General features: G+C 72.2%; 19 protein-coding genes. 9 read left to right on the top strand and 10 right to left on the bottom strand.

Annotation, left to right across the window (positions count from 1 at the left end; all coding sequences use genetic code 11):
• Positions 1 to 106: 106 nt before the first annotated feature.
• Both LXM90_RS20925 and LXM90_RS20920 read left to right on the top strand, forming a co-directional pair.
• On the top strand, positions 107 to 460 hold the full coding sequence (locus LXM90_RS20925) for a DUF6460 domain-containing protein (protein ID WP_020093561.1): 354 nt from the start codon (positions 107 to 109) through the stop codon (positions 458 to 460).
• Positions 461 to 602: 142 nt separating this feature from the next.
• Positions 603 to 1,967, top strand: a complete 1,365-nt coding sequence (locus LXM90_RS20920; RefSeq protein ID WP_020093560.1) for an MATE family efflux transporter — start codon at positions 603 to 605, stop codon at positions 1,965 to 1,967.
• A gap of 29 nt (positions 1,968 to 1,996) precedes the next feature.
• Here LXM90_RS20920 and LXM90_RS20915 read toward each other — a convergent pair whose 3' ends face one another.
• A complete protein-coding gene (locus LXM90_RS20915) occupies positions 1,997 to 2,338 on the bottom strand; it encodes a YMGG-like glycine zipper-containing protein (RefSeq protein ID WP_026604994.1) in 342 nt (113 codons plus the stop codon).
• A 215-nt stretch (positions 2,339 to 2,553) separates the two neighbouring features.
• On the opposite strand from LXM90_RS20915, the gene LXM90_RS20910 reads away from it, so the two are divergent.
• Positions 2,554 to 3,447 carry an HpcH/HpaI aldolase/citrate lyase family protein gene (locus LXM90_RS20910; RefSeq protein ID WP_020093558.1) on the top strand — a complete coding sequence of 298 codons (894 nt, stop codon included), beginning with the start codon at positions 2,554 to 2,556 and terminating at the stop codon, positions 3,445 to 3,447.
• A 78-nt stretch (positions 3,448 to 3,525) separates the two neighbouring features.
• Here LXM90_RS20910 and LXM90_RS20905 read toward each other — a convergent pair whose 3' ends face one another.
• The 4 genes from LXM90_RS20905 to LXM90_RS20890 all read right to left on the bottom strand — a co-directional run bounded on the left by LXM90_RS20905 (position 3,526) and on the right by LXM90_RS20890 (position 7,739).
• Positions 3,526 to 3,822, bottom strand: coding sequence for a hypothetical protein (locus LXM90_RS20905; protein WP_020093557.1), 297 nt, complete (start codon positions 3,820 to 3,822; stop codon positions 3,526 to 3,528).
• Positions 3,819 to 6,116, bottom strand: coding sequence for an FdhF/YdeP family oxidoreductase (locus tag LXM90_RS20900; RefSeq protein WP_042673294.1), 2,298 nt, complete (start codon positions 6,114 to 6,116; stop codon positions 3,819 to 3,821). The genes LXM90_RS20905 and LXM90_RS20900 overlap by 4 nt, the downstream gene beginning before the upstream one ends.
• 199 nt (positions 6,117 to 6,315) lie before the next feature.
• Complete coding sequence (locus tag LXM90_RS20895; protein WP_020093555.1) at positions 6,316 to 7,392, bottom strand: quinone-dependent dihydroorotate dehydrogenase; 1,077 nt, start codon at positions 7,390 to 7,392, stop codon at positions 6,316 to 6,318.
• Positions 7,389 to 7,739 (bottom strand): DUF952 domain-containing protein, encoded by a 351-nt coding sequence (locus tag LXM90_RS20890; protein ID WP_020093554.1) that lies wholly within the window; start codon positions 7,737 to 7,739, stop codon positions 7,389 to 7,391. Before LXM90_RS20890 ends, LXM90_RS20895 begins: the two co-directional genes overlap by 4 nt.
• Before the next feature lie 316 nt (positions 7,740 to 8,055).
• Between LXM90_RS20890 and LXM90_RS20885 the strand changes: the two genes are divergently transcribed.
• The 3 genes from LXM90_RS20885 (at position 8,056) to LXM90_RS20875 (ending at position 11,077) form a co-directional block, all read left to right on the top strand.
• Entirely contained in the window at positions 8,056 to 8,688 is a 633-nt protein-coding gene (locus tag LXM90_RS20885) for a S24 family peptidase (protein ID WP_012317556.1), read from the top strand.
• A gap of 132 nt (positions 8,689 to 8,820) precedes the next feature.
• Positions 8,821 to 9,918, top strand: a complete 1,098-nt coding sequence (locus LXM90_RS20880; RefSeq protein ID WP_020093553.1) for a two-component system sensor histidine kinase NtrB — start codon at positions 8,821 to 8,823, stop codon at positions 9,916 to 9,918.
• 172 nt (positions 9,919 to 10,090) lie between these two features.
• Positions 10,091 to 11,077, top strand: a complete 987-nt coding sequence (locus LXM90_RS20875; protein WP_026604993.1) for a TIM44-like domain-containing protein — start codon at positions 10,091 to 10,093, stop codon at positions 11,075 to 11,077.
• A 43-nt stretch (positions 11,078 to 11,120) separates the two neighbouring features.
• Here the strand turns inward: LXM90_RS20875 and rsmA are convergent, their stop codons facing one another.
• The 5 genes from rsmA to lptF all read right to left on the bottom strand — a co-directional run bounded on the left by rsmA (position 11,121) and on the right by lptF (position 18,150).
• On the bottom strand, positions 11,121 to 11,999 hold the full coding sequence (gene rsmA, locus LXM90_RS20870; RefSeq protein ID WP_020093551.1) for a 16S rRNA (adenine(1518)-N(6)/adenine(1519)-N(6))-dimethyltransferase RsmA: 879 nt from the start codon (positions 11,997 to 11,999) through the stop codon (positions 11,121 to 11,123).
• Between the two features lie 10 nt (positions 12,000 to 12,009).
• Positions 12,010 to 13,125, bottom strand: coding sequence for a 4-hydroxythreonine-4-phosphate dehydrogenase PdxA (gene pdxA / locus LXM90_RS20865; protein WP_020093550.1), 1,116 nt, complete (start codon positions 13,123 to 13,125; stop codon positions 12,010 to 12,012).
• Between the two features lie 110 nt (positions 13,126 to 13,235).
• A complete protein-coding gene (locus LXM90_RS20860) occupies positions 13,236 to 15,815 on the bottom strand; it encodes an LPS-assembly protein LptD (RefSeq protein ID WP_020093549.1) in 2,580 nt (859 codons plus the stop codon).
• 77 nt (positions 15,816 to 15,892) lie between these two features.
• The gene (gene lptG / locus LXM90_RS20855; RefSeq protein ID WP_026604992.1) at positions 15,893 to 16,981 is read right to left on the bottom strand and encodes an LPS export ABC transporter permease LptG; all 1,089 of its coding nucleotides are present in this window, start codon (positions 16,979 to 16,981) and stop codon (positions 15,893 to 15,895) included.
• Between the two features lie 8 nt (positions 16,982 to 16,989).
• Positions 16,990 to 18,150 (bottom strand): LPS export ABC transporter permease LptF, encoded by a 1,161-nt coding sequence (gene lptF, locus LXM90_RS20850; RefSeq protein ID WP_020093547.1) that lies wholly within the window; start codon positions 18,148 to 18,150, stop codon positions 16,990 to 16,992.
• A gap of 184 nt (positions 18,151 to 18,334) precedes the next feature.
• On the opposite strand from lptF, the gene LXM90_RS20845 reads away from it, so the two are divergent.
• From LXM90_RS20845 to LXM90_RS20835, 3 genes are all read left to right on the top strand, one after another.
• The gene (locus LXM90_RS20845; RefSeq protein ID WP_020093546.1) at positions 18,335 to 19,846 is read left to right on the top strand and encodes a leucyl aminopeptidase; all 1,512 of its coding nucleotides are present in this window, start codon (positions 18,335 to 18,337) and stop codon (positions 19,844 to 19,846) included.
• A gap of 49 nt (positions 19,847 to 19,895) precedes the next feature.
• Complete coding sequence (locus tag LXM90_RS20840; protein ID WP_020093545.1) at positions 19,896 to 20,630, top strand: hypothetical protein; 735 nt, start codon at positions 19,896 to 19,898, stop codon at positions 20,628 to 20,630.
• 99 nt (positions 20,631 to 20,729) lie between these two features.
• Positions 20,730 to 22,475, top strand: a complete 1,746-nt coding sequence (locus LXM90_RS20835) for an AMP-binding protein (protein ID WP_020093544.1) — start codon at positions 20,730 to 20,732, stop codon at positions 22,473 to 22,475.
• Positions 22,476 to 22,498 lie beyond the last annotated feature (23 nt).

Genomic DNA, 22,498 nt, shown 5'->3' with positions numbered 1-22,498 from the left:
GCCAACGCCTGATCCGCGCTCGAGTTTCGACGCGGTGTGGTGTGCCGGTCACGGTTCCGCCCGCTTCGTCGCCGATCCGAGGGCCCTGAGGCTTCACGAGGACGCAATGCTCGTCGATCACGACCGGCGCCGGCAAGGCTATCAGCAGGGCGCCCCGCCAAACGCCCCCTATGGCGCGGACAGCTACCGGTCGCGCCCCTCCGCCCTGCGGCGGTTCCTCGGCGGCTCGCCGGCCGGCGTGTTCCTGCGGCTCCTGTTCCTGTCGGTGCTGGTCGGCGCCTTCATGTCGATGCTCGGCCTGACGCCGGGGCGGCTGTTCTGGCACGTCTACGATTCGGCGCGGGCGCTGGTGGAGGTCGGGCTCGCCTCGCTCCACGATTTCGGCGGCTGGATCGTCGCCGGGGCGATCGTCGTCGTGCCGCTCTGGCTGATCGCGCGCCTCTTCGCCGTTTCCCGCTGACGGGGTCCGGGGCCGATCCGGCACGGTCGCGCCCCGACGTCCCAGCGCGCCGCGGGTTCGGGCAGATCGGCCGCCCGCCACCGCAACCCGCCGATGCGATCGGAGCGCTTTTCGCGGGCGGCGCGTCTCCGTAGCGTGCGGCATGATGCACACCGTCGCCAGCCCGGCCCGCCCGACGAACCGCCGCGTCCTGGCCCTGGCGCTGCCCATGACGATCGCCAACGTCACGACACCGATGCTCGGCTTCATCGGGGCGGCGGTGATCGGGCGGCTTGGCGACGCGGCGCTGCTCGGGGCCATCGCCCTCGGCGCGGTGATCTTCGACGCAATCTTCTGGTCGTTCGGGGCGCTCCGCATGGCGACCGCCGGCCTGACCGCGCAGGCGGTCGGAGGGCGCGACGACGCTGAGGTCGAACGCATCCTGGCGCGGGCGCTGGCGGCGGGCGCCCTGATCGGGCTCGTCCTGGTAGCCCTGCAGGGGCCCCTCGCGCAGCTCGCCCTCGCGATCAGCGGGGCGAGCGCGGCGGTCATCGCCGGTCTCGCGACCTACTTCCACATCCGCATCCTGTCCGCGCCCTTCGTGCTGGCGAGCTACGGCGTGCTCGGCTCGGTCCTGGGCCGCGGGCGCACCGATCTCGGCTTGCTGCTGCAGATCGCCATCAACCTGACCAACGTCGCGCTGACGCTCATTCTGGTCCTGGGCTTCGGCCTGGGCCTCGCCGGCGCGGCGCTGGCAACCCTCGGCGCCGAGGCGCTCGGGCTCGGGCTCGGGCTGATACTCCTGGCGCGGCTCGGCTCCCGGCCCTTCCGGGTGCCGCTGCGCGACCTCCGCGACGCCGCGGCGCTCCGCCGGACGCTCAGCGTCAACGGCGACGTCATCCTGCGGACGCTCGCGCTGATCACCGGCATCGTGCTGTTCTCGGCGCTCGGCGCCCGGCAGGGCGACGTGGTCCTGGCCGCGAACTCGGTCCTGTGGAATCTGTTCCTGATCGGCGGTTTCTTCCTCGACGGCTTCGCCACGGCGGCCGAGACCCTGTGCGGCCAGGCCGTCGGCGCCCGGGACCGGGAGGCGTTCGACGCGGCCGCCACACTGAGCCTGCGCTGGTGCCTCGGCTTCGGCCTCGCGGTCAGCCTGGTGTCTCTGGCGGGCGGCCCGGCCTTCATCGATGCCGTGACCACGAACGGTCCGGTCCGCGAGGCGGCCCGGTCCTACCTCGTCCTCGCCGCCCTGGCGCCGCTCGCCGCCGCGGCGCCCTTCGCGTATGACGGGATCTATATCGGCGCGACCTGGACGCGGGCGATGCGCAACCTGATGGTGTGCGCGCTCGCCGCCTACTGCGCGATCCTCGCGCTCGTCGAGAGCCTGGGCTTCGGCAATACCGGGCTGTGGCTGGCCTTCGTGAGCTTCCTGGGCGCCCGGGGCCTCGGACAGGCGATCGCGTTCCCGCGCCTCGCCCGGGACACGTTCCGGACGCCGGCCGCGGCCGCCCTCGAACCGGCGGCCTAGGCGGCAGCCGCGCGCGACCTCGAGGCGTGCTAGCGCGGATCCTTCCAGGTGGTGGGCTGGGCCGGCGGCGCGGCGCGGGCCACGGAGCCGGTGGTCCGCGGTACGGCGGCCTCCGCCCGCCGCGGGTACGACCGGCGCGGGGCCGCGTAGCCGTAGCGGCGTCCCCGGCGGACGTGCCGGCGCCCGCGCTCCGACGAGTTCCCCACGAAGCCGCCGACCACGGCCCCCGCGACGGCGCCGATCGGGCCGCCGACCAGCGCCCCCGCGACCGCGCCGGAGCCGACGCCGAGGGTGGTCCGGCTCTGGGCCCGGGCCGCCTCAGGTGCCGCCAATGTTCCGAGCAAGGCGAGGGTGACCAAGACTTTGCGCATCGTAGAGATCCCGGACTTCGAGAATTGGTTTCGTCCGGCCTTTAAGCGGCGGAACATGACCAAACCGCGGCTTCGATCTGCGGAGAGACGGCGCGGTATCAAACCGCGCGGGGACTCACCCGCCCCGACCTTTAGGGTGTGGCGCGGCCGGGTTCGTGCTTTAGGGTGCAGCGCAACGACGGGAGGCCGCGCGACGGCCCAGGAGGGAGAAGCCGATGGCCACGACCACCGATCTGCGCCTGCGCCGCAGCGTGCTCTACATGCCCGGCTCGAACCAGCGGGCGCTCGACAAGGCCAAGTCCCTGCCGGTGGACAGCATCATCCTCGACCTCGAGGACGCCGTCGGCCCGGAGGAGAAGGAGCTCGCCCGCGATCAGGTCTGCGCCGCGGTGAAGAGCGGCGCCTACGGCAGCCGCGAGCTGGTCATCCGGGTCAACGCCCCGCAGACCCCGTGGGGCGAGGCGGATCTCCACGCCGCCATCGAGGCCGAGCCCGACGCGATTCTGATGCCGAAGGTCTCGTCCCCCGCCGTGCTGGAGAGCATCGCCGACCGGCTCGAATCCCTCGACGCGCCGGACGGCATCGCGATCTGGGCGATGATCGAGACTCCGGCCTCGATCCTCAATATCCAGGAGATCGCCCGGGCGAAGCGCGACCCGCGCAACCGGCTGACCTGCCTCGTGCTCGGCACCAACGACCTCGCCAAGGACACCTGGGCCAAGATCGTCCCCGGCCGCGTGCCGATGCTGCCCTGGATGATGATGGCGCTGGCCGCCGCGCGGGCGGAGGGGCTCGCGATCCTCGACGGCGTCTACAACGACATCGCCGACACAGAGGGCTGCCGCGACGAGTGCCGGCAGGCCCGGGACCTGGGCTTCGACGGCAAGACCCTGATCCACCCGACGCAGCTGGAGCCGGCCAACACGTCCTTCGCTCCGACAGAGGAGGAGGTGCGCCGGGCCAAGCTGGTGATCGAGGCGTTCGAGCGCCCGGAATACGCCAAGCGCGGCGCGATCAAGCTGGAGGGCCGGCTCTACGAGCGGCAGCATCTCGGCGTGAACCGGCGGGCGGTCACCTGGGCCGAGGCGATCAAGGCGAAGGGGTTCTGAGCGCGTCCGTCCCCGCCGGAGCGAAGCGATCCAGGGCAGCGCCACGCCCGAGTCTGTCGCGGTCCCTGGGTTACTTCGCTACGCGCGTGATGACGGCACCGACGGCCCTGAATCGGCGGTGGTGTAGCGCGTCCGCTGGGTGCGCCCGTCGCGGGCCGTGACGGCGACGAGGCCCGCCTCGTCCAGGCCCGAGAGGGCGCGCAGCACCAGGGCGTGCTCCACCCCGAAGGTGCGGGCGAAGGCGCGGCTGTCGCCCGGCAGGCCGAGGTCGAGCGCCGCCAGGAGGCCCGCCGCCAGCGGGTCGAGATCCGGGCGGGCGGCCGAAACCTGGTCGAGGGCGGCGACGAACGCCGCCTCGTCGGGCTCCGCGCTCACGCGGCCGCGCGCGCCTGCAGGGTGACCAGCACCGACTTGGAGGTCGGCGTGTCGCTCTTCTCGCCGTAGGTCGAGAGCGGCACGAGCACGTTCAGCTCCGGATAGTAGCCGGCCAGCGCGCCCCGCGGCATGTCGAAGGGCACGAGGCGGAAATCCTCCGCCCGGCGGGTGATGCCGTCGTCGTGCGTGCCGACGACGTCGACCCGGTCGCCGAGCCGGTCGCGGATCTCCGCGAGGTCGTCCGGGTGGGCGAAGATCACGCGGCGCTCGCCGTAGACGCCGCGGTAGCGGTCATCCAGGCCGTAGATCGTCGTGTTGTACTGGTCGTGGCTGCGGAAGGTCTGCAGCACGAACGTGTCGCGGGTCTTTCGCGCGGCCTGGTGCTCGGTCTCGGCCGGCAGGGCGTCGGCCGAGAAGGTGGCCCGGCCGGTGGCGGTCTCGAACACCCGCTCGGCGGCGAGGTTGCGCAGCATGAAGCCGCGCGGCTTGCGCACCCGGGTGTTGTAGCCGGTGAAGCCCGGGATCGTGGCGGCGATCGCCTCGCGGATCCGGTCGTAATCGGCGGCGAACCCGGCCCAGTCGATGGCGGCGGAGCCGACGGTCGCCTGCGCCATGCCGGCGATGATGGCGATCTCGGAGCGCAGCTCCTTGGAGGCCGGCTTGTTGATGCCGCCCGACCCGTGGACCATGCTCATCGAATCCTCGACGGTCACGATCTGGATCTTGCCCTCGGCGCCCCGGTCGATCTCGGTTCGGCCCAGGCAGGGCAGCAGGTAGCCGACCGCGCCCGGCACGAGGTGGGCGTGGTTGAGCTTGGTGGCGATGTGCACGGTGAGCCGGCACGAGGCCAGCGCCTGCGCCACGACCGGCGTATCGGGCGTCGCCCGCAGGAAGTTGCCGCCGAGCCCGATGAAGGCCTTCGCGGTGCCGTCACGCATGGCCCGGATCGCCGCCAGGACGTTGTGGCCGTGCCGGCGCGGCATGGCGAGGCCGAAATGCTGCTCCAGGGAGTCCAGGAAGGCTGCGGACGGGCGCTCGTTGATGCCGACCGTGCGGTCGCCCTGCACGTTGGAATGGCCGCGTACCGGGCAGAGGCCCGCGCCGGCCCGGCCGATATGGCCGCGCAGGAACAGCAGGTTGGCGATCTCCCGGATCGTCGCCACCGAGTGGCGGTGCTGGGTCACGCCCATGGCCCAGGTCGCGATGACCCGCTGGGCGCCGAGGTAGACGTCCGCCATCGCGGCGATCTCGTCCATGGTCAGGCCCGACTGGTCGAGGATCGCGTCCCAGGACGTCGCCTCGACGGCGGCGCGGTAGGCCTCCAGCCCGGCGGTGTGGTGCTCGAGGAAGGCGCGGTCGAGGAGCGAGGGCCGGCCGGCCGCCAGCGCCTCGGCGTCGCGGGCGAACACGACCTTGGCGATGCCCCGGAAGGCCGCCATGTCGCCGCCCGAGCGCGGCTGCAGGTAGTGGCTGGCGATGGGGCGGCTGGCGCCGCGCAGCATCTCGACGGTGTTCTGGGGGTCGGCGAAGCGCTCCAAGCCGCGCTCCCGGACCGGGTTCAGAACCACGACCTTGGCGCCGCGCTCGGCGGCCCGGCGCAGGTCGCCGAGCATCCGCGGGTGGTTGGTGCCGGGATTCTGGCCGACGCAGAAGATCGCGTCCGCCTTCTCGAAATCCTCCAGCAGGACCGTGCCCTTGCCGATGCCGATCGCGTCGATCAGGGCGACGCCGCTCGCCTCGTGGCACATGTTCGAGCAGTCGGGGAAGTTGTTGGTTCCGTAGGCGCGGGCGAAGAGCTGGTACAGGTACGCCGCCTCGTTGGAGGCGCGGCCCGAGGTGTAGAATTCGGCCTGGTCCGGATGGTCGAGCCCGCGCAGGGTCGCGCCGATCTCCGCGAAGGCCTCGTCCCAGCTCACCGGCAGGTAGCGGTCGCTCGCAGCGTCGTAGCGCATCGGGTGCGTCAGGCGGCCCTGGCCCTCCAGGGCGTAGTCGCTCCAGGTGCGCAGCTCGGTCAGGGTGTGCTTGGCGAAGAAGGACGGCTTCGTGCGCTTGTCGGTCGCCTCCCAGGAGACCGCCTTCACGCCGTTCTCGCAGAACTCGAAGGACGAGCCGTGCTCCGGGTCGCCCCAGGCGCAGCCGGGGCAGTCGAACCCGTCGGGCTGGTTCGCCTTCAGCAGCGCGCGGGCGCCGGTGAGGGGTGCGCGGCTGCCGAGCAGGTGCTTGCCGCAGCTCTTCAGAGCACCCCAGCCGCCGGCGGCGGAGGAGCGCTTGGTGGACCCTTCAGACTGGGCCATGAACCGTCCTGGATTGGCTGACGCGATGTGTCTCGCAACCGCGAGATAAGCGCCTCTCCGACCCCCTCACAATGGCGTGCCGGCGCAGGCCCCTCATGCATGGGGCACAGGCTAAGCTCCCGCTGTGCAAAGCCTTTCTAAACTGCGACCCGAAAAAAATTGTCTGGCGCGGCGCCGCGACGGGCTCGCCCGCGCCGGCTCAGACCCCGCGGGCGAGGTCGGCGGCGTCGCGCCCGACGACCTGCCGGAGCGAGGCGATGCCGGCCTCGCTCATGCGCCGCAGGAGCCCGTCCTTGATGCGCCCGACGAGGCCCGGCCCCTCGTAGACCAGCGCCGAGTAGAGCTGCACGAGGCTCGCCCCGGCCCGGATCTTGGTCCAGGCCGCCTCGGCCGAATCCACGCCGCCGACCCCGATGAGCGGCAGCGCGTCCCCGACGCGCAGGCGCGTCTGGGCGAGCATCCGCGTCGCCGGGCCGAAGAGCGGCCGCCCCGAGAGGCCGCCCGTCTCCCGCGCGAGACCCTGCTCGCGCAGGCTCGCCGGGCGGGCCACCGTGGTGTTGGACACCACGAGGGCCTGGACCCCGCGCCGCTGCGCCGTCGCGCAGACCGCGTCGAGGGCGTCCAGCGCCATGTCGGGGGCGATCTTGAGGAGGATCGCCGCACCGGCGCCTGCCGCGTCCCGGGCCTCGACCGTGCGGGCGAGCAGCTCGTCGAGGAAGGCCTCACCCTGGAGGTCGCGCAGGCCCGGCGTGTTGGGGGAGGAAACGTTGACCGTGACGAAGTCGACGAGCGGCGCGAGGGCTGCGGTGCAGGCGGCGTAGTCGGCGAGGCGGTCGGCGGATTCCTTGTTCGCGCCGATGTTGACGCCGACGATGCCGGGCCGCCCCCTCCGGGCGCGCAGACGGTCGGCCACCACCTCCAGCCCCTCGCTGTTGAGGCCGAAGCGGTTGATCACGGCGCGGTCGTCGGGGAGGCGGAAGACCCGCGGCCGCGGGTTGCCGGGCTGGGGCCGCGGCACGACCCCGCCGACCTCGACGAAGCCGAAGCCGAGGCCCAGCAGCGCGTCGGGAACGCGCGCGCCCTTGTCGAAGCCGGCCGCGAGGCCGACCGGGTTGGGGAAGCGGCGGCCGAGCAGGTCGACGGCGAGGCGCGGGTCGTCCGCCGGCCGCGGCCCCGCAGGCAGGAGCGCCAGGGCGGCGAGGGTCAGGTCGTGCGCGCGCTCCGCGTCGAGGCGGTGCAGCAGCGGTCTGACGAGGGGGAAGGCGGCCGCGATCATGCCGGCAGGATCCCGGCCGGGAAGGCGTGCCGGCCGTCGGCGCCCAGCGGCATATCGTCCACCGCGACCACGGCGGACAGCGGCAGCGGGCCGTAGAGGTGCGGGAACAGGTCGCCGCCGCGAGAGGGCTCGTAGCGCAGGCCGTCGCCGAGGGCGTCGGCCTCGACCGCGACGAGGAGCAGGTCGTCCTGCCCGGCGAAGTGCCGGGCCGCCGTCTCGGCGACCTGGGCGGCCGTCGAGAAATGGATGAAGCCGTCCTGATGATCGATCGGGGCGCCCGTGAACCGGCCCGCGGCCTCAGCCTCGCGCCACAGAGGGCGCGGACAGATCTTGTAGATGAGCGGCATCGAAGCTCCCCGGAGACGACGCTGCGATAGAGGCGCGGGGCCGCGGCGGCAACCGCGCCGCGCCCCGCCCGATTCGAGGAGCGATTGCAATCTGCCGCCCGTAGTTCTACTTTCCTACGACTAGGCTGGACGTCACACAGTCCCGTCCGGACCGGCAGAGCGGATCCGGAAAGCAGATTGTCAAGTATCTCCGCGCGTACCCGGCGGGTGTCGAACGGACCCGGCGGGCGAACCGTCTCCGTGCCTCCGAGGCAGCCGGATCCCGGCTGGTGAGACGGGGGTGCCGGCCCGCTCAGGCTGAGCTTCCGAGCCCGCTATGCTGTCGCACGAGCAGATCTGGAACGCCATCGACCGGCTCGCAGAGCGCCACGGCTACTCGGCCTCGGGCCTCGCCCGCCGCGCCGGCCTCGACGCGACCAGCTTCAACCGGTCGAAGCGCGTGGGCGCCGACGGCCGCAAGCGCTGGCCGTCCACCGAATCCGTGTCGAAGGTCCTGGCCGCCACAGGCTCGAGCCTCGACGAGTTCCTGCGGCTCATCGAGGCCCGCGAGATCCCCGCCCGCACGATGGTGCCGCTGATCGGCCTGACCCAGGCCGGGGCCGGCCGCCTGTTCACCGACGAGGGCATGCCCACCGGGGGCGCCGGCTGGGAGGAGATCGAGTTTCCGGATCTCGGCGAGGAGCGGGCCTTTGCGCTGGAGATCCAGGGCGATTCCATGCTGCCGCTGTTCCGGGACGGCGACGTCCTGATCGTGTCGCCGACGGCCAGCGTGCGCAAGGGCGACCGCGTCGTGGTCCGCCTGCACGGCGGCGAGGTCCTGGCCAAGGAGCTGCGGCGGCGTACCGCCCGGACCGTGGAACTGGCCTCCCTGAACCCCGAGCACGAGGACCGGGTCCTCAATCTCGGCGAGGTGGCCTGGATGGCCCGGGTGATGTGGGTGCGCCAGTAGGCGGTGCCCGGACGGGTCGGCACGCCGATCGACGCGCGGATCCACCCGCGGATCCACGCTTGGCCGTGAGGCCGTTCATCGCTATCGCTGGCCCGTCGCGGACCTTCCGCATCCGCTGAGCGCGAACGCAGCATGGCGCAGCCCGGGACGGATCACAGCGCGGCCGAAGGCGGGTCGCTGGCGGACGAGGCCCGCGCGCTCCTCGACGCGCTGCCGACGCCCAGCCTGGTGCTCGATCCGCAGGGCCGTGTCCGCCACGCCAATCCCGCCCTGGAGCGGATCGCCGGCTACCCGGCGGAGCGGCTCGTCGCGCAGGGACTCGACCTGATCCTGGCGCAGCGCACGGCGCCCCTCGACCCCGCCGGCACCGAGCCTCAGGAATTCCTGGCCAGCCGCGCGGACGGGACGAGCTTCTGGGCCCGCCTGGAGACGGCGGCCCTGCCCGGAACCCCGTTCCGCATCGGCCAGATCCGCGACGAGACGGCCCGGCGCGAGGCCGAGGGCGCGCTCGCGCTCTCCCGCCAGCGCGAGGCGCTGGGACTCCTGACCAACAGCGTCGCCCACGAGTTCAACAACTTCCTGCAGATCCTGATCGGCTACATCGACGGCCTCAAGCGGCGGCTCGGGGACCGGCAGGAGCCGTTCGTCCAGCGGGCGATCGCCCGCTCGGCCGACGCCACCGAGCGCGCGGCGATCCTGACCCGGCACCTGCTCGCCTACTCACGCCGCATCGCGCCGGACGTCCGGTCGGTCGACCTCGACGCCATCGTGGCCGACCTCGCCGCCCGCCTCGAGCCCGACCTGCCGCCCGGGATCCGCCTCACCGTGGCGGCGACGCCGGGCCTGCCGCGGGCGATCAGCAATCCCACGCAGATCGAGTTCGCCCTGCGGCATCTCGTCGCCAATGCCTGCGAGGCGATGCCGTCGGGCGGGACGCTGACCCTGTCGACCTTCCGGGTGGATCCCGGCGACCGCTCCCTGCAGCAGCCGGGCCAGGGGAGCGTCGGGATCGCGGTCGGCGACACCGGGCAGGGCATGTCGCCCGAGATGCTCGCCCGGGCCCTGGCCCCGTTCCAGACCAGCCACGAGGCCGGGCGCGGCGCGGGCCTCGCGATCGTCCACGGCCTCATGAAGCGGCAGAACGGGACCATCACCCTCGACAGCCGCAGCGGGGAGGGGACGCAGGTGCGCCTCTCCTTCCCGGCCGCCCCGGAGCGCACGCTCCACTAGAGCCGTGCCATTCACGCGATGGGCGCGACGGGCGGGCTCGGAATGCGCAGCACCGATCCGGTGGAAAACGTCGCCCGGGCGACGGCGGCCAGGACTAAAACCGCTGCCCGACCGTTCCCATATCGTCACTGGCGCTCCGCGCCACCCGGTTCTCGTCCTCTGAGGCGTGTACATGTTTACTGAGATTTCGCGCCGCCGGCGTGTGGCCGCCCTCCTGGCGCTGGCCGCTGCGCTGACCGTCGCGGCACCCGTCGTGGAAGCCCGTCCGGGCGGCGGCGGGTCCGTCGGGTCCCGCGGCTCGCGCACCTACACGGCGCCCTCCGCCACGCCGACCGCCCCCGGCGGCGGCACGACGATGCAGCGCTCGCAGACCGCGCCTTCGCCCGGCATGGGCAGCCCCGGCATGCAGGCCCCGGCCGCGCCCGGTCGCCGCTTCGGCGGCGGCTTCTTCGCGGGCCTGCTCGGCGCCGGCCTGATCGGCGCGCTGCTCGGCGGCGGCTTCTTCGGCGGCCTCGGCGGCCTCGCCTCGATGATCGGCCTGCTGTTCCAGGTCGGTCTCGTCGTGCTCGTGGTGATGCTGGCCCTGCGGTTCTTCCGCCGCCGGAACGAGCCGGCCGGCGCCGGCGCGCCCTACGTCCGCTCGTCGCTCGACGATCAGCCGGGCGCCCGCGGCCCGATGGGTGGCGCTTCGGGCGGCGCTCCGGGCGGCCCGGCTCCCGGCGGCATGTTCGGCGGTGGGCAGCGCCCGCCGCAGACGCGCCCGGTGCAGATCGGCCCGGCCGATTACCAGGCCTTCGAGCGCCTGCTCGGCGACATCCAGGACGCCTACTCGCGCGAGGATCGGGTGACCCTGGGCAACCTGTCGACGCCCGAGATGGTCAGCTACTTCGACGAGGAGCTGCGCGGCAACGCCTCCCGCGGCGTGGTGAACAAGATCTCGGACGTGAAGCTGCTGCAGGGCGACCTCGCGGAGGCCTGGGGCGAGGACCGCACCGACTACGCGACCGTGGCCATGCGCTACGCCCTCAAGGACGTGATGATCGAGCGGTCGAGCGGCCGCGTCGTCTCCACGGACTCGTCCGAGGCGACGGAGCTCTGGACGTTCCTGCGCCAGCCCGGCCGCGGCTGGGTGCTCTCGGCGATCCAGCAGACCCGCTGACCCGGCAGCGCTCCGGCCTCCGGGCCGGAGCCACGGCTCTCCGTCAGGCCGGCGTCCTCACCGGGGCGCCGGCCTTTCTGTGCGCGTCCCACCGATTGGCGAGATCGACGAACCCGGACACCGGGATCTCCTCGGCGCGCGCGGTCTCGGACAGGCCGGCGGCGGCCAGCAGGGCGCCGGCCTCGGGCGTCAAGGCCTTGAGGCTCTGGCGCAACATCTTCCGCCGCTGGCCGAAGGCCGCCCGGGTGACGGCTTCGAGCGCGCCGGCGCGGCAGGGCAGGGGCTGGGCGCGCGGCACCAGCCGGACCACGCTCGAGGTCACCTTGGGTGGCGGCACGAAGGCCGAGGGGCTGACGTCGAACAGGATCTCGGCCTCCGTGCGCCAGCCGCAGAGGACGCCGAGCCGGCCGTAATCGGCCCGCTCCTCCGGGCCGGCGACGATCCGCTCGGCGACCTCCCGCTGGAACATCAGCACGGCGAGGTCCCACCAGGGCGGCCAGACCTCGCCGTCGAGCCAGCCGGTGAGCAGGGCGGTCCCGACATTGTAGGGCAGGTTGGCGACGATCCGCGCCGGCGCCTCGCCCACCAGCGGCCGCGGGTCGAAGGCGAGGGCGTCGGCGTCGACCACCTCGAGCCGGCCGGGATAGTGGGCGGCGATCTCGGCGAGGGCCGGCAGGGCGCGCGGGTCGCGCTCGATCGCCACGACGCGGGCGGCGCCCTCGGCGAGGAGCGCGCGGGTCAAGCCCCCCGGGCCCGGCCCGACCTCCACCACGGTCACCCCCGCGAGCGGACCGGCCGCCCGGGCGATCCGGCCGGTCAGGTTGAGGTCGTAGAGGAAGTTCTGGCCGAGCGCCTTCTTCGGCTCCAGGCCGTGGCGGGCGACGACCTCGCGCAGCGGGGGAAGACCGTCCCCGGCGCTCATGCTGGCTGCCTCACAGCTCGTCCTCGGGATCGAAGTGGCAGGCGCCGACGGGCCGGGGACGGCCGGCATAGACGCTGAACGGGATGATCTCGGCCCCGGCGGGGGCCTCGCTCCGCGCCGCCGCGTTGGCGGCCAGCCGGTCGGCGAGGCGCAGGGCCGCCACGAGGCTGTCCGGCCGGGCGACGCCCTGGCCGGCGATGTCGAAGGCCGTCCCGTGGTCCGGCGAGGTGCGCACGAAGGGCAGGCCGAGGGTGACGTTCACGCCGTCGTCGAACGCGATCGTCTTGATCGGGATCAGGGCCTGATCGTGCGTGGGCGCGAGGGCGACGTCGTAGGTCTCGCGGGCGCGGGCGTGGAACAGGGTGTCGGCGGGGAGCGGCCCGCGGATGTCGATGCCCCGCGACCGCAGACGCGCCACCGCGGGGGCGAGGACGTCGCGGTCCTCGCGGCCGATCGTTCCGGCCTCGCCCGCGTGCGGGTTCAGGCCGGCGAGGACGAGGCGCGGCTCGGGCAGGCCGAACCGCTCCCGCAGGTCCCGAGCGACGATCGCGGCGGTCTCCTCGACGAGTTCCTGGGTGAGCAGGTCCGGCACGTCCCTCAGCGGCACGTGGATCGTCACCGGCACGACCGAGAGGCCGGCGCTCCAGATCATCATCACCGGCCGGGGCGGCGTCACGCCGGGCGGCACCGCGAGGGCGGCCAGGAACTCGGTGTGCCCGGGATGGGCGAAGCCCGTTCGGGTCAGCACGAACTTGGCGATCGGGTTGGTCACCACCGCGCTCGCACGCCCGGCCTTCACGAACTCCACCGCCGCGGTGATCGACTCGATGGTCGCGCCGGCGTTGCCGGAATCGGGGACGCCGGGATCGGCCGCGACGCGGGCGCCGCTCGGCAAGGGCACCACGGGGAGCGCGCGCGGAAATACCTCGGCGGCCGTCTCGGGATCGACCTCCGCCACCGGGACGGGGCGGTCGAGGCGGTGGGCGAGGCGCTCGACGAAGTCGGGATCGGCCACCAAGAAGAACGGCGGCAGCGGATCCGCCCCGCCGCGCCCGAGCCACGCGCTGAGCGCCAGCTCCGGTCCGATGCCGGCGGGATCTCCGAGGGTGAGGGCGAGGGGCGGCATGGGCGCTCTATAGCGCCCGCGCGGCGCGGGCGCATCCTCGGCGGCTCAGACCGAGCGGCGGGATCGCGGCGGGCGACGCGCCGGATCGGCGCGCCGCCGGTCCCGGTTCCTCAGCGGATCGAGGCGATGCCGTCGGCGGTGGTGGCGGTCCCGACGTTCTGGCGCAGGTCGGCCTCGCCCAGGGTCTTCAGCTCGACCCGAAGCAGCACCGTCTGGTTGCGCTCGCGGACGCCCGTCGCGGTCGCGATCGGCGAGTTGATGTAGTTCAGCGAGACGGTGGTGCACTCGTCCTGGTAGCCGCCGCCGAAGCTCGCGCCCGACAGGTAGAAGCGGCCCGGATTCTGGTAGATCGGCACCGTCCCGATCGGGTTCGCCAGGTACGAGCTCAGCGCGTCCGTGTAGGTGTTGCGCACGTCGAGGTAGTGGGTCAGGTCGACGAGCAGCGAGCCCGACACAAACCAGTTCGGCGTGATGTTGTAGGTCGCGGTGGCGGTGATGCCCTCGCGGTAGTGGCTGTAGCCCAGCAGAGGCTGCGCCTCGTAGTACGAGTAGAAGGCCGAGACGGTGAGCGGCAGGAACGGCGCGAACCGCGCCGTCGCGCCGGTCTCGAACCGCGCCACGTGGAAGTCGGACTGGTTGAACCGGGCCCGGCTGATGAACGTGATGTTCTGGTTCGGCGAGACCTGGAAACGCCCGACGAAGTCCGAGCGCTGCGTCTCGAGCCCCGAATCGAGGCCGGTGTTGGCGATGTCGCCGCGGCGGAACGAGTTGACGCCCGCGAGCTGGATGGACTCGCCGAACAGGACGTTCGCGTACCAGCCGGACGGGGTCACGACCGAGTACTGGCCGCCGAGATTGGTGCGCACGCCGCCCTCGACCCGGTCGTAGCCCGAGAATTTGTCCCACTCGAACAGCGAGGTGTCGTCGAAGACGAGGCTCTGCGCGTCCTCGTTCGGCAGGCGGCCGATCCGGGTCTCCGACGGGCGCGCGATGATCTGGCCGATCGGCTCCAGGGTGTGGACGCCGAGGGCGCCGAAATTGGCGACGAACGGGTAGCGGTAGTCGAGGCCGATCGCCGGCATGACCCGCCCGGCAAAGCCCTGATCGACGTGCGCGACCTGCGGGACGAGGTCATTCTGGTAGCCCGAGAAGCTCGTGCTGTTGAAGAACGCGTCCGTGCGCAGGTACGCGAAGGGCGTGAATTTCTGGCCCAGATCGTCGATGAAGCTGCGGCGCCAGGACAGCTCCGCGGAGGCGCGGGTGTTCGTGCCGGCGAGCCCGTCGATGGCGCACAGGCCGCGCTGGAAGACCGTGCAGGTCTGGTACAGCGGGAAGCTGACGCCGTTGACGCTCGGCGAGAACAGGTAGCTCGAGGTCCGCGGCAGGCCCTGGTACTGCGTGGTCTCGCGGGTCAGGCTGGTGATGTTCGCCTGGAAGCGCACCTCGCCGCCGATCTCCGATGGGCCGTTGATCCGCTTGTCGTAGTCGATCACCGGCGCCACGATCGGCTGCTGCTTCTGCCAGTCGAAGCTCGACAGACCCTTGAAGTAGTAGCCCCGCGCCTCGAACCACGAGCGGTCGCCCTGGCCGATCAGGAAGGCCGTCGAGGTGGCCTCACGGAAATAGTCCGTGGTGATGTTCTGGTTGCGGATCCGGTAATTGTCGAGGAACCACTTGTCGGTCACGCCGACGAGGTCCCAGCCCGTGCGCCAGCGCGGGTTGATGTAGAACCGGCCCTGCGATTCGACGGAGCCGCGGAAGTCGCGCTCGCCGGCGCCGAGGGGGCTCGGCAGGAACGCCGAGGGCGTCGTCTGCGAGATGCCCGACAGGCGGATGTTGTAGAAGCCGTTGTCGATCCGCTGGCGGAACTCGCCCTGCGCGAGCAGGCCCTGGCGGCTGAGCAGGGTCGGCGTCAGCGTCAGGTCGTAATTCGGCGCGAGGTTGATGAAGTACGGGAGCGACACGCCGTTGCCGAGCGCGGTCGTCGTGACGAAGCGCGGCGTCAGGAAGCCGGTCTTGCGCTTCACCGTCGGGTCCGGCGCCTCGAAATACGGCAGGTAGGCCACCGGGATGCCGGCGATCTCGAGCGTCGAGTCGTCGAAGTAGACCGTGTGGGTCTCGTTGTCGTGGATGATCTTCTTCGCCTTGATCTGCCACAGCGGCGGCGTCTCAGGGTTGTCCTTGCACGGCTCGCAGGCCGTGTAGCTGCCGGACTCGAAGCTCGTCTGCTCGCCGTTCAGGCGCTCGGCCCGCGGCGCGGAGAAGCGGGTGCGCACCGTCTCGAACTTCCGCTGCACGGTCTGCTGCCCGCGGAAGGCGTCGACGAAGCCGGTCTTGAAGTCGTCGGTGAGCTCCATGCGCGCGCCGGTCACGACGCCGCCGTCGGCCTCGGTGAGGCGGACATTGCCCTCGGCGAAGACCCGGCCGGAATTCCGGTCGTAGCGCACGCGGTCGGCCTGCAGGGTCCGAGGGCCGTAATGCAGCTCGGCGTTGCCCCGGGCCGTCACGGTGCCGCGGTCGTTGTCGTAGATCAGCTCGTCGGCCTCGACGAGCAGCTTGTCGCCGGGCTTCCCGGCCGCGACGGCGGGCAGGCCCTGGGCATGGGCGGACAGGCCCCCGGCCAGCGGCGCGGCGAACGCCAGCGCGGCCCGGAAACCAGCCTTCCGCAGGATGTCGGCGACCTTACGCAACGCGCGTCCCAACCCCTGTGACGTCTGCCGCCACCAACCTCAACACCCGTCTCCCGTCCCGCGAAGGATCGCGGAAGTCAGCCGTCTTCCTGGTACAGAAGCGTGAGCGTACCGAGAAGACTGCCTACCACGGCCGGGAACCAGGCCGCCACCGGTGCGGCGACGAGTCCGGACGCTCCGAGCCCCTCCATGACCTGTCGGACCACGTAGAGGGCGAAGCCGGCCGCGACGCCACCGAGGACGAGTTTACCGACACCACCAAAGCGGAAGAACCGTAAGGAAACGGTTGCGGCGACGATGACCATGGCCACGAACAGCACCGGCCGCGCCCACAGGACATCGTACTGGAGACGGTAGCGGGTGGCGTCCAAACCGGCCCGCTCGGTCCGCGCGATGGTTGTGGGAAGTTGCCAGAAAGGCACAGATTCCGGGGGGGTGAACCCCTGACGCACCTGTCCGGGGTCGAGGTTCGAGGCGATCAGGTAGGTGTCGAACGACTCAGGCGGTGTGCCCTGTGTGAGAACGCGCACATCGGAGAGCTCCCAGTAGCCGTCGTGGAGCGTCGCGCGGGCCGCGACGAGCTGCTCGGCGAACTTGCCGGCGTCGTCGAAGGTGAAGACCGACACGCCCGCCAGGGTGGTCGTGCCCTCGATGGCGGTCTCGGCGCGCAGGATCGCCTCGCCGTCGAGGCCCTTCTGGCGGATCCAGAGGTCCTTGCCCGAACTCGCCTTGGTGGATTTGGCGAAGATCTTCGCCTCGATCTCGGTGGAGCGCTGCTTCAGCATCGCGGAGACCGGGTTGTAGACGCCGACCGCCAGCGCGCCGAGGGCGAGGGCCACGAAGAAGCCGGGCTGCAGGAACTGCCAGGCCGAGATCCCGGCCGCGCGGGCGACCACCAGTTCCAGCTTGCGCGAGAGCTGGAGCAGGGCCGCCATGGAGCCGAACAGGACCGCGAAGGGCAGGACGCCCTCCGCCACCGCGGGGGTGCGGTAGAGCGAGAGCTGCGCCATCAGGCCGGCGGACGCGCCCTGGGCCTCGCCGGCGCGGCGGAGCAGCTCGACGAAGTCGAGCGTGTAGACCAGCGCGAACACGGTGATGAAGACACCGAGCACCGTGCGGAGGAACCGGGCGGCGAAGTACCGCCCGAGAGTGGGACCGATCAGCATCATCGGGTTCAGGCCGCCGGCGCGAGGCGCGGGCCGCGGAACCGGCCGCGGACGGCGCGGGCCAGGGCGGCGTTGAAGGCGCGCACCCGAGGCCCGTAGAAGATGAGGAGGCTCGACAGGAGGATCGCGAGCAGCGGCACGCCGTAGACCGCCAGGACCGCCGCGGGGCTGCGCGCGGCGGCGCTGACCGCCGCGAAGCCACCGATGCGCAGCGCCACGACGGCGACGATCGCGCCGGCGATCGCGACGCCGCGCCCCTGCCGGGTCGTGCGGGGATCGCCCAGAGCCGCGAAGGCGATGAAGACCAGCGCCAGCGGGTAGAGGCAGGCGGAGAGTCGGTCGTGCAGCTCGGCGCGGAACCGGCCCTTCTGCAGCTTGTAGTAACCCTCCGTCGTGTCGGGGAACAGGAGCTGCGCCGTCGAGCGCTCGCGCGGCTTGTAGATCGTGTCGGAATCCGGGGGCGCGAAGGCCGCGAGGTCGATCGTGTAGCGCTCGAAGGTCAGGATCGAGGAATCGCGCGAGTCCTTCTGCTGCTGGTGGACGCTGCCGTTCTCCAGGATCAGGTAGCTCTGGCCGTCGACGTCGACCGCGTTGCCGCGCTCGGCGAGGTAGACCTTGGTCTTCCCGGCCTCGCGCCGGTCCTGGATGAACAGCCCCTTGAGGGTGCCGCCCGGCCCGCGCTCGCGGAAGTGGAAGGTGATGCCGTTGTCGAGCTGGGTGAACTGCCCTTCCTTGACGACGTTCGCGATGAAGTCGCCGCGCACCCGGGTGATCACGTCGCGCAGCTCCTGGAAGCTCGCGGGCATGACCACCACGACCAGGAATCCCACCAGGAAGCTGACGAACAGCGCCAGGGTGAGGAAGGGCCGCAGCAGCGAGCGCGGCGGCATCCCGGCCGCCGACATGACGATCAGCTCGGAATCGCCGTTCAGCTTGTTGAGCGCGTAGATCGTGCCGATGAACAGCGCCACGGGGGCGATGACGACGACGAGGGTCGGCAGCGACAGGCCGGTGACGAAGAGGAAGACCAGCAGCGTCTGGCCCTTGGCGGTCACGAGATCGAGCTCGCGCAGGGCCTGGGTCAGCCAGATGGTGCCCGTCAGCCCGATCAGGCAGGCGAGGGTGGCGCCCAGGGCGATCCGAAAGATGTAGCGCTCGATCTGCCTCATCGGCCCGGCAGTCCCGCTCGTCCTCTCGCGCCCTCGAGGCGGCAGGGACCCGACAAAAGGGGCGATTCCAGGGCTGTCACGCCGCGTTGCGTTCTCCGTCTCAGCGGCTACACAGGGCGGATCGCCCGCGCCTCGGCGCGCGGGTGCGTAGTACGGCTCCGGAATAACGGGCAGGGCGACGGGTATGGCGGACGGTATCGAGATCGGTTTCGGTCCCCTGGAGCAGAGCGGCCAGGGCCCCGGCGGATCCGGCGATCTCGTGGTCTTCGTCGGCGACGACCTGTCGCTCGGGTCGGCTGCCCGCGAGGCACTCGGCGCCTCCGGGACGGATCTCGTGGCCCGCGCCGCGGCCTCCGAGAAGTTCAAGGGCCGCTCGCTCAGCGCCCTGTCCCTGCCGGCCCCGGCGGGCGTCGGTGCCGACCGCCTCGTGGTCGTGGGCCTGGGCTCGGAGAAGGACCGGGCCAAGACCGACTGGCCGGCGCTCGGCGGCTTCACAGCCGGCAAGGTGGCGGGACGGACCGCCCGGGTCGTGCTCGACTGGCCGGGCGCGACGGTCACGGCGGCGCAGGCCGGCGAGTTCGCTCTCGGCGCGCGCCTGCGGACCTACGCGTTCGACCGCTACAAGACCAAAAAGAAGCCCGATGCCGACGACAAGACCGTCACCGCGCTGACCCTGCTGCTCGCCGATCACGGCGCGGCCGCCCGCGAGGGCGAGGGCGCCAAGAGCCTGTCCGACGGCGTGGTCCTGGCCCGCGACCTCGTGAACGAGCCGCCGAACGTGCTCTTCCCGGCTGAGTTCGCCCGCCGCGCCTCGGAACTCGCCAAGCTCGGAGTCGAGATCGAGGTGCTGGAGCCGGCCCGGATGCGGGAACTCGGCATGGGCGCGCTGCTCGCGGTGGCGCAGGGCTCGGCCCGCGAGCCGCGGATCGTGATCATGCGCTGGAACGGCGGCCCCGCGGCCGAGGCGCCCGTCGCCCTCATCGGCAAGGGCGTCGTGTTCGATTCCGGCGGCGTCTCGATCAAGCCGGGCGGCGGCATGGAGGACATGAAGGGCGACATGGGCGGCGCCGCCGCCGTCGTCGGCGCGCTCCACGCGCTCGCCGCCCGCAAGGCGCGCTGCAACGTGGTCGGCGCCATCGGCATCGTGGAGAACATGCCGGACGGCGGCTCGTACCGCCCGTCCGACATCCTGACCTCCATGTCGGGCCAGACCATCGAGGTGATCAACACCGACGCCGAGGGCCGGCTGGTGCTGGCCGACGTGATCACCCACGTCATCCGCAGCACCAAGCCCAAGGCGATCGTCGACCTCGCGACGCTGACCGGCGCGATCATCGTGGCGCTGGGCCAGGACATCGCCGGCATGTTCTCGAACGACGACACGCTGGCGGGCAACATCCACGCCGCCGGCGAGGCGACCGGCGAGAAGGTGTGGCGGATGCCGCTGATCCCCGCCTACGACAAGGCGATCGATTCCAAGTTCGCCGACATGAAGAACACCGGCGGCCGCCACGGCGGCGCCGCCACCGCGGCGTCGTTCATCAAGCGCTACGTCGAGGACGTTCCGTGGGCGCATCTCGACATCGCCGGCGTCGCGATGTCGTCGAACGCCAGCGAGATCAACCGCAGCTGGGGCGCAGGCTGGGGTGTGCGCCTCCTCGACCGGCTGATCCGCGACCATTACGAGGCCCGCTGAGGCTGCCGCGGCGGTCCCGACCCCGCGCGCCTCTCCGGGTGATCCCAACATGGCCGCACACGCCAACGCCGCGCTCGACCGGGTCGGCCCCCCGTGCGCCGGGACGTCCGGAGGCCGCACGAGCGGCGTCCTGACGGCGGCGGGGCCGATCCTCGCCATGCTGGCCGCCCTGGCTCTCGTCGCGGCGACCGGCCTGAGCCAGCGCGACGCCGTGCCGGAGGCCCTCGAGCCCTGGATCTTCGGCTACTTCATCGCCCGCTACCCGCTCTTCGCCTTCGCGCTGGTCTACGGGCTCGGCCACCTCGCGCGGGTGGCGACGGGCCCGGGCCCGGGCTCCGCGCCGCGCCGGATCGTGTTCGGACTGGCGGGCGCGGCCGCGCTCCTCGCCGCCGGGCTCTACCCGACCTTCGGCGGCCTCGTCCTGCGCGGCGCCTTCGCCACTGGGGGCATGGCCTTCCTCACCCACCAGCCCCTGTGGTTGGCCTACGGGCTCGGCGCCGCCGTGGGCGCGCTGACGTTCGGCGGCGTCCTCGGCCTGTTCGCGGTCGCGGCCAACCGGCCCCTGCGGCCGCGGCTGCGCCGGGTCGGCTACGGCGCGCTCGCCTTCCTGACCCTGTGGCTCGGCGCGATCCTGATCGGCCTCGCCGGCGACCTGGGCGTCGGCCCCTGGCCCCGGCGGGCCATGCGGCCGGAGGAGGCCGCGCTCGCCGCCGGCCTGCTGATCGCGGCGGCCCTGCCCCACACCGTGCTGGCGACATTGCGCCGGCATCGTCCAGCCCTCTGACCCCCCTGCCTTGCGGGCCGGCCTCCGTTCCCGCAGAGTCCGCGCGACAGGCGTTGCGGGACTCGGCCCCCGAGAGTCGGGCCCGCGGGAGGCATCGCGATGCATGAGGCGAACGTGATGGAGCACGGCGCTCGAGCCGCCACGGCCGGAGCGATGCCGGGCCACGGGGCCTCCGACCGGCCCTGGCTGCCCTTCTATCCGCCCGGCGTGCCGGCGGAGATCGACGTCGCGGGCCTCGGGACCTTGGTCGACCTGTTCGAGACCAGCGTGACCGCCTTCGCAAGCCGGCCAGCGATGCTGTGCTTCGGCTCGACCATGACCTACGCGACCCTCGGCCAGCAGGCGCGCGACCTCGCGGCCTGGCTGCGCGGACAGGGTCTGGCGAAGGGCGACCGCGTGGCGATCATGCTGCCGAACGTCCCAGCCTACGCCGTGGCGATCTTCGGCGTCCTCCTGGCGGGGGGAACGGTGGTCAACACCAACCCGCTCTACACGCCCCGGGAATGCGTGCAGCAGATCAACGATTCCGGCGCGCGGATCCTGATCGTCCTGGAGAATTTCGGCGCCACCATCGCGGCGGCGCTGCCGGACGTGGCCCTGGAGCGGGTCGTCCTCGTGGGTCCGGGCGACGGGCTGGGGCTGAAGGGGCGGGTGATCAACCTCGCGAGCCGGCACGTCCGCAAGGCGGTGCCGCCGTTCCGCCTGCCGGAAGGGCTGGCGATCCCGTTCGCCACCGTGCTCCGCCAGGGCCGGACGATGCCGCGCGCGTCCGCCGCGGTCGACCCGGAGGACCTCGCCTTCCTGCAATACACCGGGGGCACCACCGGCATAGCCAAGGCGGCGATGCTGAGCCACCGCAACATCATGGCGAACGTCGAGCAGTCGCAGCTCTGGTTCAACTCGAAGGATCCGAGCGTCGCGCGCTGCGTGGTCACGGCGCTGCCGCTCTACCACATCTTCGCGCTCACCGCGTGCTTCTTCCAGTTCATGCGCAGCGGCGGCTCCTGCCTGCTGATCCCCAATCCGCGCGACTGCGACGGCATGGTCAAGACCCTGAGCCGCACGCGCTTCACCCACCTGATGGGCGTGAACACGCTGTTCAACGTCCTGATCAACCATCCGAAGATCGGCACGGTGGATTTCGCCCACCTCGACTTCGTGGTCGGCGGCGGCACGGCCGTCCAGCGGGCGGTGGCCGAGCGCTGGAAGGCCCTGACCGGCAACACGATCATCGAGGGCTACGGCCTGTCGGAGACCTCGCCGGTCGTGTGCGTCAACCCGCGGGGCATGCGCGACTTCTCCGGCACGATCGGCTACCCGCTGCCCTCCACGGAGGTCTCGATCCGCGCCGTCTCCGGCGAACCCCTCCCGGCCGGGCAGCCGGGCGAGATCTGCGTGCGCGGCCCGCAGGTGATGCGCGGCTACTGGAATCGGCCGGAGGAGACCGCGCGGGCGATGACCGCGGACGGGTTCTTCCGGACGGGCGACGTCGCGATCCTGCAGGCGGACGGCCAGGTCCGGATCGTCGACCGGATGAAGGACATGATCCTCGTCTCCGGCTTCAACGTCTATCCGAACGAGGTCGAGGACGTGCTGGCGGCCCACCCGGCCGTGCTCGAATGCGCGGTGGTCGGCGCGCCGAGCGAGGAGACGGGCGAGATGGTGGTGGCCCACGTGGTCCTGAAGGACCCGTCGGTCTCCACCGATATCCTGCGGGCGCATGCCCGCACCCAGCTCACCGGCTACAAGGTTCCCCGCCGCGTGGTGCTCCACGAGACCCTGCCGAAGACCAATGTCGGCAAGGTGCTGCGGCGGATGCTGCGCGACGAGACGCCGCCGGCCTGAGCGTCGTCCGCGCGGCGGACGGC

The organism is Methylobacterium oryzae (assembly GCF_021398735.1).
Classification (GTDB): Bacteria; Pseudomonadota; Alphaproteobacteria; order Rhizobiales; family Beijerinckiaceae; genus Methylobacterium.
This window is presented reverse-complemented; position numbering and strand designations above follow the sequence as displayed.

What these genes read in the sequence shown, in the direction of transcription:
- LXM90_RS20925 (WP_020093561.1), top strand. Translation starts at nt 107, where the DNA reads ATGCTCGTCGATCACGACCGGCGCCGGCAAGGCTATCAGCAGGGCGCC.
- LXM90_RS20920 (WP_020093560.1), top strand. Translation starts at nt 603, where the DNA reads ATGATGCACACCGTCGCCAGCCCGGCCCGCCCGACGAACCGCCGCGTC.
- LXM90_RS20915 (WP_026604994.1), bottom strand. Translation starts at nt 2,338, where the DNA reads ATGCGCAAAGTCTTGGTCACCCTCGCCTTGCTCGGAACATTGGCGGCA.
- LXM90_RS20910 (WP_020093558.1), top strand. Translation starts at nt 2,554, where the DNA reads ATGGCCACGACCACCGATCTGCGCCTGCGCCGCAGCGTGCTCTACATG.
- LXM90_RS20900 (WP_042673294.1), bottom strand. Translation starts at nt 6,116, where the DNA reads ATGGCCCAGTCTGAAGGGTCCACCAAGCGCTCCTCCGCCGCCGGCGGC.
- LXM90_RS20895 (WP_020093555.1), bottom strand. Translation starts at nt 7,392, where the DNA reads ATGATCGCGGCCGCCTTCCCCCTCGTCAGACCGCTGCTGCACCGCCTC.
- LXM90_RS20890 (WP_020093554.1), bottom strand. Translation starts at nt 7,739, where the DNA reads ATGCCGCTCATCTACAAGATCTGTCCGCGCCCTCTGTGGCGCGAGGCT.
- LXM90_RS20885 (WP_012317556.1), top strand. Translation starts at nt 8,056, where the DNA reads ATGCTGTCGCACGAGCAGATCTGGAACGCCATCGACCGGCTCGCAGAG.
- LXM90_RS20880 (WP_020093553.1), top strand. Translation starts at nt 8,821, where the DNA reads ATGGCGCAGCCCGGGACGGATCACAGCGCGGCCGAAGGCGGGTCGCTG.
- LXM90_RS20875 (WP_026604993.1), top strand. Translation starts at nt 10,091, where the DNA reads ATGTTTACTGAGATTTCGCGCCGCCGGCGTGTGGCCGCCCTCCTGGCG.
- rsmA (WP_020093551.1), bottom strand. Translation starts at nt 11,999, where the DNA reads ATGAGCGCCGGGGACGGTCTTCCCCCGCTGCGCGAGGTCGTCGCCCGC.
- pdxA (WP_020093550.1), bottom strand. Translation starts at nt 13,125, where the DNA reads ATGCCGCCCCTCGCCCTCACCCTCGGAGATCCCGCCGGCATCGGACCG.
- lptG (WP_026604992.1), bottom strand. Translation starts at nt 16,981, where the DNA reads ATGCTGATCGGTCCCACTCTCGGGCGGTACTTCGCCGCCCGGTTCCTC.
- lptF (WP_020093547.1), bottom strand. Translation starts at nt 18,150, where the DNA reads ATGAGGCAGATCGAGCGCTACATCTTTCGGATCGCCCTGGGCGCCACC.
- LXM90_RS20845 (WP_020093546.1), top strand. Translation starts at nt 18,335, where the DNA reads ATGGCGGACGGTATCGAGATCGGTTTCGGTCCCCTGGAGCAGAGCGGC.
- LXM90_RS20840 (WP_020093545.1), top strand. Translation starts at nt 19,896, where the DNA reads ATGGCCGCACACGCCAACGCCGCGCTCGACCGGGTCGGCCCCCCGTGC.
- LXM90_RS20835 (WP_020093544.1), top strand. Translation starts at nt 20,730, where the DNA reads ATGCATGAGGCGAACGTGATGGAGCACGGCGCTCGAGCCGCCACGGCC.